Below are 11,638 nucleotides of genomic sequence, written 5' to 3'. Positions count from 1 at the left end.
TCACGAAAGGAACCACCATGTCCACTCCGTACTCGCTCCCCGAGCTGCCCTACGACTACTCGGCGCTGGAGCCGCACATCTCCGGCAAGATCATGGAGCTGCACCACTCCAAGCACCACCAGGCCTACGTGACCGGCGCGAACACGGCGCTGGAGCAGCTCGCGGCGGCCCGCGACAGCGGCGACCTCGGAGCGGTGAACAAGCTCGAGAAGGACCTCGCGTTCAACCTCGGCGGCCACATCAACCACTCCGTGTTCTGGCAGAACCTCTCGCCCGAGGGCGGCGGGGCTCCGGAGGGCGAGCTCTCGGCGGCTCTCGCGGACTCGTTCGGGTCGATCGACGGCTTCCGCGCGCACTTCACCGCGACGGCCCTCGGCGTGCAGGGTTCCGGCTGGGCCGTGCTCGCCTGGGACTCGGTGGGCGCACGCCCGGTGATCTTCCAGCTCTTCGACCAGCAGGGCAACGCGCCGCTCGGCGTCATCCCGCTGCTGCAGCTCGACGTGTGGGAGCACGCCTACTACCTCGACTACCTCAACGTGCGGGCGGACTACGTCAAGGCGTTCTGGAACCTCGTGAACTGGCCCGACGTGCAGCGCCGCTTCGAGACGGCGCGCACCGCGACCGCGGGTCTCCTCGTCCCCTGATCCCACCCCACCCTCGCCGACCCGGCCCCTTGCGTGCGCCCCGGCCCGTTGCGATCGTCCGCAACGGGCCGGGGTGGCCGCAAGGGGCCGGGTCGCGTTCAGGCGAGGGTGAGGAAGAGCTTCTCCAGGTCGGGGAGCGGGACGGCGTCGTCCTGCGCGGGGTCCTCCAGGCAGGTCTTCATGGCGGAGGCGATGATCTGGAACCCGGCCTTGTCCAACGCGGAGGTCACGGCGGCCAGCTGCGTGACGACGGCCCGGCAGTCGCCGCCGCTCTCGACCGCGGCGATCACGGCGCCGAGCTGTCCCTGCGCGCGCTTGAGGCGGTTGGCGATCTTGCGCTGCGTGTCGGTGTCGACGGTGGTCATGGTCACTCCCTGAAGGCCGGCTGTGCGCTTCACTATACCCCCGGGGGTATAGTGTCTGCATACCCACCGGGGTATCGAGTGAGGAGTGAACACATGTGTCGAGCAGCCCGTTGCCGTACCTGCGGGAAGACCACCTGGGCGGGGTGCGGCCAGCACGTCGACGCCGTCCGCCGCACCGTGCCGGCGTCGGACTGGTGCGCGGGCCACCCGAAGGACGAGGCCAAGGGCGGTCTCCTGTCCCGGTTGTTCGGCCGATGAGCGCGCCGCTCCGCGTCGTCATCGTCGGAGGCGTCGCCGGCGGCATGTCGGCGGCGACCCGGCTCCGGCGGCTCGATGAGTCCGCGCAGATCGTCGTCTTCGAGCGCGGGCCCGAGGTCTCCTACGCCAACTGCGGCCTGCCCTACTACGTGGGCGGCGTGATCGAGGAGCGCGACGCCCTCCTGCTGCAGACCCCGGAGTCGCTGCACCGCCGCTTCCGGCTCGACGTCCGCGTCCGTCACGACGTCGTCGGCATCGACACCGAGCGCAAGAGGGTCGAGGTCGTCGATCTCGACAGCGGCCGTCGTAGCGCCCACCCGTACGACCGCCTCGTGCTCGCCACCGGTGCCCGGCCCCGCGGCGACGAGCCGACCGGAGCCCTCCCCGCGCGGAGCCTGCGGACCGTGGCCGATGCCGATGCGATCGACGCAGCCCTCCGCCCCGGGCTGCCGGTGGTCGTGGTGGGCGGCGGATACACGGGGCTCGAAGCGGTGGAGAACCTCGTCGCCCGGGGCGCCGCGGTCACCCTGGTGCAACGCGGTGCCCAGCTGCTCGCCCCGCTGGATCCGGAGATGGCCGCCCCCCTGGCGGCCGAGGTCCGGCGCCGCGGGGTCGACGTGCGACTCGGCGTCGAGGTCGTGGCCACGGCCGCGGATTCCGTGACCCTGAGCGACGGTGCCACCCTCCCCGCGGAGTTCCTCGTGGACGCCTCCGGGGTCGTGCCCGAGGCCGGACTCGCCCGCGCCGCGGGGATCCGTCTCGGCGAGACCGGCGGGATCGCCGTCGACGAGGCCTGCCGCACCAGTGCCCCGGACGTCTTCGCGGTCGGCGACGGCGTCGAGAAGGCCGACCTCATCGGCGGCGGTGCGGTGCTCGTGACCATGGCCGGTCTCGCCAACCGCCACGGCCGCATGGTGGCCGACGTCATCGCGGGTCGGGAGGCGTCGGCGCGCCCCGCCCTCGGCACCGGCATCGTGCAGGTGTTCGGCCTCGCCGCCGCGAAGACCGGATGGAGCGAGAAGCAGCTCCGTGCCGCGGGCCGCGACTTCTTCGCCGTGCACGTGCACCCGGCATCGCACGCCGGCTACTACCCGGGCGCGGAGACCCTGTCGATGAAGCTCCTCGCCGACCCCGCCAGCGACCGCATCCTCGGGGCGCAGATCGTGGGTCGTGACGGCGTGGACAAGCGGATCGACGTCATCGCGACGGCGCTGCAGGCGGGCGTCACCGCCTCCGGTCTCGCGCACCTGGAGCTCGCGTACGCTCCGCAGTTCGGCTCCGCGAAGGACGCCGTGAACATCCTCGGCTATGTGGCCGAGAACACCCGCAACGGCACCACGCCGACCGTCCAGTGGCACGAGCTCGACGACGCCCTGCAGGCGGGATCGACCCTCATCGACGTCCGCTCCGGGGCCGAGCATGCGAACGGCGCCATCCCCGGCGCGCGGAACATCCCGCTGGACGAGTTGCGCGACCGTCTCGACGAACTGCCGGACGGCCCCCTCGTGGTGCACTGCCAGGTCGGCCTGCGGGGGCACATCGCCACCCGGCTGCTGCGGCAGCACGGGCGCGAGGTGCGCAATCTCGACGGCGGCTACCGCACCTGGCGGGACGCGACCGTAGGCTCCTGAGCTCGACGCGTTCACAACTCAGGAGAACCGGCGCACCTACGCCCGTCAGGGCCGGAACCGCGGTCTCCGCGCGCCGTACTCCTGAGTTGTGAACGCCGCCCGGCTCAGACGAGCCGGGAGGTCGTGCCGCGGACGTTGAGCTCGTACGGAAGGGCGGCGGGCGGGCGCACGGCTTCCGGGTCGGTGAGCTTCGCGAGGACCGCATCGGCCGCCCGCTCGCCCTGCCCGAGCGGGAACTGGTCGACCGTGGTGAGGCGGAAGAACTCGCCGAGCTCATGGCCGTCGATGCCCACGATGGACAGATCGCCCGGCACCGCGAAGCCGAGGTCGCGGGCGGCGAGGAGCGCTCCGATCGCCATCTCGTCCGAGGCGGCGAACACCGCGGTGGGGCGAGGCCCCGGGCGTCCGAGCAGCTGCTTCGCGGCGCGATAGCCGCCCTCGACCGTGAAGTCCGCCGGCTCCAGGAACGCGGGGTTCAGGGGGATGCCGGCCGCGGCCAGCGCCCGCTCGAAGCCGAGTCGTCGGTTGGTGGGGATGTGGAAGTCGATGTCGAACTCGGGATTCGCGCCGATGTGGGCGATCTCCGTGTGTCCGAGCCCGAGCAGGTGCTCCGTCGCGAGCTGGGCCACGGCGACGTCGTCGACCGTGAGGGTGTCGAGCTTCGGGTTCGGGCCCCCGATCGCGATCACGGGGAGCCCGAGGTCGAGGAGCTGCTGGGTCTCGTCCTCGTCCAGCTCGATGGACACGGCGATCACGGCGTCCACGCGCTGGCGGCGCAGGAACGTGTCGAAGACGTGGCGGCGCACGTCCTTGTCGGCGGTGATGTTGTAGAGCGTGATGTCGTACCCGGCGCGCATGAGCGCGGCGGACACCCCGGACAGCACGGTGCTGAAGAACCAGCGGTCGAGGAACGGCACGACGACCCCGATGTTGCGCGTGCGCCCCGACGCCAGGCTCGAGGCGCGGGAGGACACCACGTACCCGAGGGACGCGGCGGCCGCCTGCACGCGCTCGCGCGCCGACTCGGACACGTGCCCGCGGCCGCTCAGTGCGCGGGAGACCGTCGCGGTGGAGACGCCGGCGAGCCGGGCGACCTCGTCGATGCTCGCCATCGTCTGTCCTTCGGATCGGAGACGCCCGTGACACGCCCCGGGTGGAGCGCGTCACGGGCGCAGCGGGTGTCAGGCCTTGGTGTACCAGACGGCGGTGTCGACGGGGACCTCGGGGCCGTCGAACGGCTGGCTGCGGAGCAAGACGACCGCGCCCTCCGGGAGGTCGAGCGGAGCCGTGCCGAGGTTCGCCAGCACGTGCACCTCGCCGCGACGGAAGGCGACGGCACCGGGACCGGCGTCCTCCCACACCAGCGACCCGGTGCCGAATCCGAACTCGCGACGGCCGGCGAGCAGACGCTTGTACAGGGCCAGGGTCGACGCCGGGTCGACCTCCTCGACGTCCCGGGCGTAGGCCGCCCAGTCCGCGGGCTGCGGGAGCCACGAGAGGCCGGTGTCGTTGAAGCCGAAGGCGGGAGCCTCCGCCTCCCACGGCAGCGGCACGCGGCAGCCGTCACGGCCGTAGCGCTCGCCGTTCGTGCGGAACCACGTCGGGTCCTGGCGGTACTCGTCCGGGATCTCCATGGCCTCGGGCAGCCCGAGCTCCTCGCCCTGGTACAGGTAGGCCGATCCGGGGAGTGCGAGCATCAGCGTGGTGGCCGCGCGGGCGCGGGCGAGGCCGATGGCGGTGTCGGGCTTGTCCGGCGTGTTCGGGCCGATGCCCTCGCCCTGCGGGTTGTCGATCGTGAGGGCCAGGCGCGTGGCGTGCCGGACGACGTCGTGGTTGGACAGCACCCAGGTGCTGGGGGCGCCGACCGCGCCGAACGCGTCCAGCGACTCGCGGATCACGTCGCCGAGCGCCTTCGCGTCCCACGCCGTCATCAGGTACGGGAAGTTGAAGGTCTGGTGCATCTCGTCCGGACGCACCCAGAGCGCGGTCTCCTTCAGTGTCGGCATCCAGGCTTCGCCGCACAGGGCGCGGTCGCCGTCGTACTCGGCGAGCACCTTGTGCCAGTCCCGGTAGATCTCGTGCACGCCGTCCTGACCCCAGTACGGCACGTTCGACTCGCCGCCGCCCATGGAGTCGGCGTCGGTCGGCGGCGTGTAATCAGGCAGCCCTTCGGTCTTGATCATGCCGTGGGCGACGTCGACCCGGAAGCCGTCGACGCCGCGGTCGAGCCAGAAGCGCAGGATCGAGCGGAACTCCTCCTGCACCTCCTCGTTGTTCCAGTCGAAGTCCGGCTGCGTCGCGTCGAAGATGTGCAGGTACCACTGGCCGGGGGTGCCGTCGGCCTCCGTGACGCGCTGCCACATGCCGCCGCCGAACACCGACTCCCAGTTGTTCGGGGGCAGCTCGCCGTTCTCGCCGCGGCCGTCGCGGAAGATGTAGCGCGCGCGCTCCGGGCTGCCGGGCGCCGCCTTGAGCGCCTCCTGGAACCACGGGTGCTGGTCGGAGGAGTGGTTGGGGACGAGGTCGACGATCACCCGGATGCCGCGGGCGTGGGCGGATGCCAGCATCTCGTCGAAGTCGGCCAGCGTGCCGAACAACGGGTCGACGTCGCGGTAGTCGGCCACGTCGTAGCCGGCGTCGCGCTGCGGGCTCGTCATGAACGGGCTGAGCCAGATCGCGTCGACGCCGAGCTCCTGCAGGGCGTCGAGGCGGCTCGTGATGCCCGGCAGGTCGCCGATGCCGTCGCCCGACGCGTCCGCGAAGGAGCGGGGGTAGATCTGGTAGATGACGGCGCTGCGCCACCACTCGGAACCGGGGGCTGCGATCTGTTCGAGCTGTGCCATGCGATCAGGCTACTGCAAACGCTTACAGTCCCGCCACCACAGGTATCGAAACGGTTCGGAGTCCTCTCTCCCCCTCTCCGCCGACCCACCCCTTTCCGTCCGACCCACCCCCTTGCGGACGACCGGAACGGGCCGGGAGGAACGGAAGGGGGTGGGTCGACGGGGGATGAGGGTCAGGGGGTGGGCATGCCGCCGTTGACGTTCAGGGTCTCGCCGAGCACGTAGCTCGACTCCGGGGAGGCGAGGAAGACGTAGGCGGGGGCGAGTTCGGCGGGCTGACCCATCCGGCCGAGCGGAGTGTCCTGGCCAAACTGCGCGATCTTCTCCTGCGGCTGCCCGTCGCTCGGCTGCAGCGGGGTCCAGATCGGTCCCGGAGCCACGGCGTTCACGCGGATGCCCTTCGGCGCGAGCTGCTGGGCGAGGCCCTTCGTGAACGCGTTGATGGTCGACTTCGTCGAGGCGTAGTCGACGAGGATGTCCGATGGCGAGTAGGCCTGGATCGACGTCGTGTTGATGATCGTCGACCCTGCGGGGAGGTGCGGCAGGGCGGCCTTCGTGATCCAGAACATCGCGTACACGTTGGTCTTGAACGTGTCGTCGAACTGCTCGTCGGTCACATCGGTGAGGGACTCCTGGAAGACCTGCTTGCCGCCGTTGTTGACGAGGATGTCGAGTCCGCCGAGCGCCGCGACGGCCTCGGCCACCAGGGTGCGGCAGTACTCCGGGTCGCGCAGGTCGCCGGGGATCGTGGCGACGGTCGCTCCCGCGTCGCGGAGGATGCCGGCGATGCGGCTCGCGTCCTCCTCCTCTTCCGGGAGGTAGGAGATCGCGACATCGGCGCCCTCGCGGGCGAACGCGATCGCGGTGGCCGCGCCGATGCCCGAGTCGCCGCCGGTGATGAGTGCCTTGCGCCCGGTCAGCCGTCCGGTGCCGCGGTACGACTCCTCGCCGAGGTCGGCCTTCGGAGTGAGGTCGGCGTCGAGACCGGGCTCGCGCATGTGCTGCTTCTGCGGCTGGATGTCGGCGTAGAGCTCGACCGGGTTGGTGAAGGTGTACTGGTCGCGGGACATGGGGTGTCCTTTCCGGGAGGTCGGGGACGGGATGACCATCGTGCGCGCCGTGCTCCGGGTGCGGCAAACGCCTTGCACGCATCCGGTCGCTTTGGTACACGCGCATGTGGCCGAAAGACACTTCCCCTGGTGCCTCTTGTCATGACAGGGTGACGAGCATCCCCCGTGTCGCTCGCGGCATGTCCCCCGGGGGTCCTGCCGTCGAGAGGTCGTGATGTCCGCTTCCGCCCGCCGATCCGCGCCCTGGGCGGTCGTCGCCGCGCTCGTCGTCGGCGCCGTGCTCGTCGGCGCCGCCCCCGCCGTGTCCGACGCGTTCGGTGCCCGCGCGCAGCCCCCGGCCGACCCGGTGAACGACCCCGCGGCTTCGGTCGCGCTCGCGTACGAGTTCCTCGACGCGCGGGTCGACGAGTTCTGCGACGGCGAGGGCCGCTGCCTGCCGCGCAGCTACGAGGGCGGGTTCTTCACCACGCCGTCGTGGGACTTCACCCCCTCCTTCGTGTACGACGACGCCCTCGTCGTGATCGCCTACACGGCCCGCGGCCTGCCGGAGGACCTGCGCCGCGCGCGGGCCGTCGCGGACACCCTCCTCTTCGTGCAGGAGAACGACCCCGTCAGCGACGGCCGCGTCCGCACCTCGTACGAGCCGCACGGCATCCGTCAGGGCCGGATGGAGATCACCGGGCCCGGCACCTTCACCGGCAATCAGGCCTGGGTGGGCATGGCGCTCGCCCGCCTCTTCCACGCCACGGGGGAGGCACGGTATCTCGACGGCGCGGTGCGCATCGCGGAGTGGATCCAGGACAACACCGCCGACATGACGCGGGCACCCTACGGTTACACCGGCGGGCAGACCGATGCCGGGGTGCCGCTGGAGTGGAAGTCCACCGAGCACAACAGCGACATCGCGGGGTTCTTCACGCAGCTCGCCCAGCTCACGGACGACGGGGTGTGGGCGGAGCGCGCGGCGGTGGCGGCCGGATTCGTCGCGGCGATGCAGAGCGCCGATGGGCACGTGGACACCGGGACGCTGCTCGACGGCAGCACGATCAACACCCGTCCCATCCCGCTCGACGCGCAGACGTGGAGCCTGCTCGGCACCGGGGACGCCCGATACGGCTCGGCCGTGGACTGGACGCTCGCGCACCTCGTAGCCCGGGACGGTCCGTACCGCGGTCCGTCGATCAGCGACGCGGACGTGTCGAAGGTCTGGTTCGAGGGCAGCGGGCACCTCGCCCTCGCGCTGCAGGAGCGAGGAGCCGCCGGCGACCAGGAGCGCGTGGAGGAGCTGCTGGCCGGCATCCGGCTGGTGCAGCGCGACGCACCCAACGGCGACGGCAAGGGCATCGTGGCGACCTCGACGGACGGACTCGACTCCGGCTTCGGCGACCTCTACTACGCGAGCCTGCACACCGGCACGACGGCCTGGTACCTGCTCGCGGCCGTGGGCGACAACCCGTTCCGTCTCCCCTGACCTCGCCTATCGACCCGGCCCCTTACGGTCGCCCCGGCCCGTTCCGCCCGCCCACAACGGGGTGGGAAGCGCGCAGAGGGGTGGGTCGAGGGAGGTGTCAGGCGGCGACGCGGGCGACGGCGGCGATCGCGCTCGTGAAGAAGTCGAGGCCGTCCACGCCGCTGCGCATCGCGACAGCGGTGTCCGGACCGAATCCGGGCTCCGTGGCGTGCTCGGGGTGCGGCATGAGCCCCACGACGTTGCCCGCCTCATTCGTCAGCCCCGCGATGTCGCGCAGCGAGCCGTTCGGGTTCACGCCGGCGTAGCGGAACGCCACGAGACCCTCGCCCTCGATGCGGTCGAGCGTCTGCTCGTCGGCGATGTAGCCGCCGTCCGCGTTCTTCAGCGGGATCACGATCTCCTGGCCGGTGCGGAAGGCGTTGGTCCAGGCGGTGTCGGAGTTCTCGACCGTGAGCTTCTGGTCGCGGCGCACGAAGTGCTGGTGGTTGTTGCGGATCAGTCCGCCGGGCAGCAGGTGCGCCTCGACGAGCATCTGGAAGCCGTTGCAGATGCCGAGGACGGGCATGCCCTTCGCGGCGGCGTCCTTGACCTCGTTCATGATGGGCGAGAGGGCCGCGATGGCTCCGGCGCGGAGGTAGTCGCCGTAGCTGAACCCGCCGGGGAGGACGAGGGCGTCGACGCCCTCGAGGTCGTGCGAGCCGTGCCACAGGGCGACCGGCTCGGCTCCCGCGATGCGGACGGCGCGCTGCGCGTCGACGTCGTCCAGCGAGCCGGGGAAGGTGACGACGCCGATGCGGACGGTCACTCCGCCACCTCGACGCCCACGACGTCCTCGATCACGGCGTTCGACAGGACCTCGTCGGCGATGCGGCGGGCCTCGGCGAGGACCTCGTCGGTGACCTCGCCCTCGACCGTGAGCTCGAAGCGCTTGCCGATGCGGACGTCGGTGAAGCCCTCGACGCCCAGGCGGGCGAAGGCGCCGGAGACGGCCTTCCCCTGCGGGTCGAGCAGTTCGGGCTTGGGCATGACGTCGACGACGATGGTGGGCATGACGGCTCCAAGAGTCGCGGGCGGACGGGCGGGTTCAGTCTACCGCTCGTCGATGCTCCGCTGAGACCCCGGGCACTCGCCCACACCCGGTCCTGCGCGCGCCGCTATCCCGGGGTGTCGGCGAGAAACCGGGGTCTCGGGTCAGGAGTGGAAGACGGTGTGGAGGTCGCCGACCGTGTCGCGGCCGCCGAGGCCGTCGATCTCGAAGAGCACCGAGATGCCGGCGACGTGGCTGCCGAGACGCTCCACGAGCTGCCGACCGGCGGCCAGGGTGCCCCCGGTGGCGAGCACGTCGTCGATGAGGAGGACGCGGGAGCCCACGGGCAGGTCGTCGTGCATCTCGATGGTCGCCGTGCCGTACTCGAGGGCGTAGTCGACGGAGGCGGCGGGGCGGGGGAGCTTGCCGGCCTTGCGGATCGGGATCAGCCCGACGCCCGCGGCGATGGCGGCGGCCCCGGCGAGAATGAAGCCCCGCGCCTCGATGCCGGCCACCACGTCGAACTGCCCCGCGAAGGGCTCGATGATCGCCTCGGTCGTCACGCGGAGGGCCTCGGCGTCGGCGAGGAGCGGCGTGATGTCGCGGAAGATGATGCCGGGCTCCGGGTAGTCCGGGATGCTGCGGATCAGGGATTCGGCGCGGGCGAGGGCAGGGGAGAGCGTGGCTTCGGGCACCGGACAAGGGTACGCCGGTTCACAACTCCGGAGAATTCGCGGGCTCCGGGCCGGCGGCGCTCGAGCAGCGGCGTCGGATCCCAGTTCTCCTGAGTTGTGAACGGGGACCGGCGGCCATCCCGCACCCTTGACATCGTGGGAGCGCTCCCATAGAGTTCACGACAACCTTGTGGGAGCGCTCCCACAAGCCCCCACGCACCACCACCCGCACGAACCCACAAAGGAGTGAACCGTGAACTCACGTGCCCGCACCCGGATCCTGGCGACAGCCGCCGTGGCATCCGTCTCCGCTCTCGCCCTCGCCGGCTGCTCCGGCAGCACCGGCGGCGACGGCGACTCCGGCGCCAGCGCCGACGAGAAGGTCACACTGACCGTCACCACCTTCGGAACCTTCGGCTACGACGACCTCTACAAGGAGTACGAGAAGGCGCACCCGAACGTGACGATCGAGGCGACCAACATCGACACCGGTGGCAACGCCCGCACCGATGCCTTCACCAAGATCGCCGCCGGCTCCGGACTCAGCGACATCGTCGCGATCGAGGAGGGCTGGCTCGGCGCCATCATGGACGTCTCGGACACCTTCGTCGACCTGCGCGACTACGGCATCGAGGACCGCAAGGACGACTGGGTCGACTGGAAGTACGGCCAGGCGACCGACGCCGAGGGCCGCGTCATCGGCTACGGCACCGACATCGGCCCGAGCGGCATCTGCTACAACGGCGCCGCGTTCGAGGCCGCCGGCCTGCCCAGCGACCGCGAGTCGGTCGCCGAGCTGCTGAACGGCGACTGGGAGAACTACTTCCAGGTCGGCGCCGACTACACGGCCAAGACCGGCAAGGCCTGGTACGACCACTCCGGCTTCGTCTGGAACGCCATGGTCAACCAGCTCGACGAGGGCTACTACACCGCCGACGGCGAGCTGAACGTCGAGGGCAACGACGAGCTCCAGGAGCGCTTCGAGCTCCTCGGCGCCGCGACCGAGGGCGGCCAGTCCGCGGCGCAGACCGCGTGGGACTGGAACGGCGGCAAGTCGTTCGTCGACGGCACCTTCGCCACCTTCGTCTGCCCCGGCTGGATGCTCGGCGTCGTGCAGGGCCAGGTCGAGGCCGGTGGCGGCGACGCGTCGACCGGCTGGGACTTCGCCGACGTCTTCCCCGGCGGCGCGGCCAACTGGGGCGGCGCGTTCCTCTCGATCCCGGAGTCGTCGGAGCACAAGGAGGCCGCGGCCGAGCTCGCCGACTGGCTGACGCAGCCCGAGCAGCAGGTGAAGCAGTCCGCCGCCGCGGGCAACTTCCCGTCGACCATCAAGGCGCAGGAGTCCCTCGCCGAGGAGGCCACGCCCAACGAGTTCTTCAACGACGCGCCGACCGGTGCCATCCTCGCCGAGCGTGCCAAGGGCGTCGTCGCACAGTTCAAGGGTGCCGATGACTCGGTGATCCAGGAGAACGTCTTCGGGCCGGCGCTGAGCGCGCTCGACCGCGGCGAGACCGACACGCAGGGCGCCTGGGACCAGGCGATCGGCCTCCTGAACGACCTCGTCGGCTGATCATCTCGCTTCGACAGGCTCAGCGACCCAGAGGGGACGCTCAGCGCCCCAGAGGGGATGCTCAGCGCCCCAGAGGGGATGCTCA

The 11,638-nt window shown here is 71.2% G+C and carries 12 protein-coding genes; 5 read left to right on the top strand and 7 right to left on the bottom strand.

Annotated elements, in window-relative coordinates; genetic code table 11:
- Positions 1-17 precede the first annotated feature (17 nt).
- Positions 18-644, top strand: coding sequence for a superoxide dismutase (locus KVS71_RS00540; protein WP_217582840.1), 627 nt, complete (start codon positions 18-20; stop codon positions 642-644).
- A 98-nt stretch (positions 645-742) separates the two neighbouring features.
- Here KVS71_RS00540 and KVS71_RS00535 read toward each other — a convergent pair whose 3' ends face one another.
- Entirely contained in the window at positions 743-1,009 is a 267-nt protein-coding gene (locus KVS71_RS00535) for a metal-sensitive transcriptional regulator (protein ID WP_025103992.1), read from the bottom strand.
- Between the two features lie 93 nt (positions 1,010-1,102).
- On the opposite strand from KVS71_RS00535, the gene KVS71_RS00530 reads away from it, so the two are divergent.
- On the top strand, positions 1,103-1,267 hold the full coding sequence (locus tag KVS71_RS00530; protein WP_217582838.1) for a hypothetical protein: 165 nt from the start codon (positions 1,103-1,105) through the stop codon (positions 1,265-1,267).
- The gene (locus KVS71_RS00525; protein ID WP_217582836.1) at positions 1,264-2,898 is read left to right on the top strand and encodes an FAD-dependent oxidoreductase; all 1,635 of its coding nucleotides are present in this window, start codon (positions 1,264-1,266) and stop codon (positions 2,896-2,898) included. The genes KVS71_RS00530 and KVS71_RS00525 overlap by 4 nt, the downstream gene beginning before the upstream one ends.
- 104 nt (positions 2,899-3,002) lie before the next feature.
- Here the strand turns inward: KVS71_RS00525 and KVS71_RS00520 are convergent, their stop codons facing one another.
- The 3 genes from KVS71_RS00520 to KVS71_RS00510 all read right to left on the bottom strand — a co-directional run bounded on the left by KVS71_RS00520 (position 3,003) and on the right by KVS71_RS00510 (position 6,811).
- Entirely contained in the window at positions 3,003-4,010 is a 1,008-nt protein-coding gene (locus KVS71_RS00520; RefSeq protein ID WP_217582834.1) for a LacI family DNA-binding transcriptional regulator, read from the bottom strand.
- A gap of 69 nt (positions 4,011-4,079) precedes the next feature.
- Entirely contained in the window at positions 4,080-5,741 is a 1,662-nt protein-coding gene (locus tag KVS71_RS00515) for a glycoside hydrolase family 13 protein (RefSeq protein WP_217582828.1), read from the bottom strand.
- A gap of 173 nt (positions 5,742-5,914) precedes the next feature.
- Positions 5,915-6,811 (bottom strand): SDR family oxidoreductase, encoded by an 897-nt coding sequence (locus KVS71_RS00510; protein WP_105949138.1) that lies wholly within the window; start codon positions 6,809-6,811, stop codon positions 5,915-5,917.
- A 214-nt stretch (positions 6,812-7,025) separates the two neighbouring features.
- Between KVS71_RS00510 and KVS71_RS00505 the strand changes: the two genes are divergently transcribed.
- On the top strand, positions 7,026-8,282 hold the full coding sequence (locus KVS71_RS00505; protein ID WP_217582823.1) for a hypothetical protein: 1,257 nt from the start codon (positions 7,026-7,028) through the stop codon (positions 8,280-8,282).
- Positions 8,283-8,379: 97 nt separating this feature from the next.
- Here KVS71_RS00505 and purQ read toward each other — a convergent pair whose 3' ends face one another.
- The 3 genes from purQ to KVS71_RS00490 form a co-directional block, all read right to left on the bottom strand.
- Positions 8,380-9,087: a phosphoribosylformylglycinamidine synthase subunit PurQ gene (gene purQ / locus KVS71_RS00500; RefSeq protein WP_060922862.1), complete on the bottom strand. Its 708-nt coding sequence runs from the start codon at positions 9,085-9,087 to the stop codon at positions 8,380-8,382.
- A complete protein-coding gene (purS, locus tag KVS71_RS00495; protein ID WP_025103985.1) occupies positions 9,084-9,332 on the bottom strand; it encodes a phosphoribosylformylglycinamidine synthase subunit PurS in 249 nt (82 codons plus the stop codon). Before purS ends, purQ begins: the two co-directional genes overlap by 4 nt.
- 141 nt (positions 9,333-9,473) lie before the next feature.
- Complete coding sequence (locus KVS71_RS00490; RefSeq protein ID WP_105949140.1) at positions 9,474-10,004, bottom strand: adenine phosphoribosyltransferase; 531 nt, start codon at positions 10,002-10,004, stop codon at positions 9,474-9,476.
- A 232-nt stretch (positions 10,005-10,236) separates the two neighbouring features.
- Between KVS71_RS00490 and KVS71_RS00485 the strand changes: the two genes are divergently transcribed.
- Positions 10,237-11,553: an ABC transporter substrate-binding protein gene (locus KVS71_RS00485; RefSeq protein ID WP_060922864.1), complete on the top strand. Its 1,317-nt coding sequence runs from the start codon at positions 10,237-10,239 to the stop codon at positions 11,551-11,553.
- The last annotated feature ends 85 nt before the right edge of the window (positions 11,554-11,638 follow it).

The sequence above is a fragment of the Microbacterium sp. GbtcB4 genome, assembly GCF_019091465.1.
GTDB classification, from domain to species: domain Bacteria; phylum Actinomycetota; class Actinomycetes; order Actinomycetales; family Microbacteriaceae; genus Microbacterium; species Microbacterium paraoxydans.
Note: the sequence above shows the minus strand (reverse complement) of the source record. Positions and strands in the feature narration are given on the sequence as shown.

What these genes read in the sequence shown, in the direction of transcription:
- KVS71_RS00540 (WP_217582840.1), top strand. Translation starts at nt 18, where the DNA reads ATGTCCACTCCGTACTCGCTCCCCGAGCTGCCCTACGACTACTCGGCG.
- KVS71_RS00535 (WP_025103992.1), bottom strand. Translation starts at nt 1,009, where the DNA reads ATGACCACCGTCGACACCGACACGCAGCGCAAGATCGCCAACCGCCTC.
- KVS71_RS00530 (WP_217582838.1), top strand. Translation starts at nt 1,103, where the DNA reads ATGTGTCGAGCAGCCCGTTGCCGTACCTGCGGGAAGACCACCTGGGCG.
- KVS71_RS00525 (WP_217582836.1), top strand. Translation starts at nt 1,264, where the DNA reads ATGAGCGCGCCGCTCCGCGTCGTCATCGTCGGAGGCGTCGCCGGCGGC.
- KVS71_RS00520 (WP_217582834.1), bottom strand. Translation starts at nt 4,010, where the DNA reads ATGGCGAGCATCGACGAGGTCGCCCGGCTCGCCGGCGTCTCCACCGCG.
- KVS71_RS00515 (WP_217582828.1), bottom strand. Translation starts at nt 5,741, where the DNA reads ATGGCACAGCTCGAACAGATCGCAGCCCCCGGTTCCGAGTGGTGGCGC.
- KVS71_RS00510 (WP_105949138.1), bottom strand. Translation starts at nt 6,811, where the DNA reads ATGTCCCGCGACCAGTACACCTTCACCAACCCGGTCGAGCTCTACGCC.
- KVS71_RS00505 (WP_217582823.1), top strand. Translation starts at nt 7,026, where the DNA reads ATGTCCGCTTCCGCCCGCCGATCCGCGCCCTGGGCGGTCGTCGCCGCG.
- purS (WP_025103985.1), bottom strand. Translation starts at nt 9,332, where the DNA reads ATGCCCACCATCGTCGTCGACGTCATGCCCAAGCCCGAACTGCTCGAC.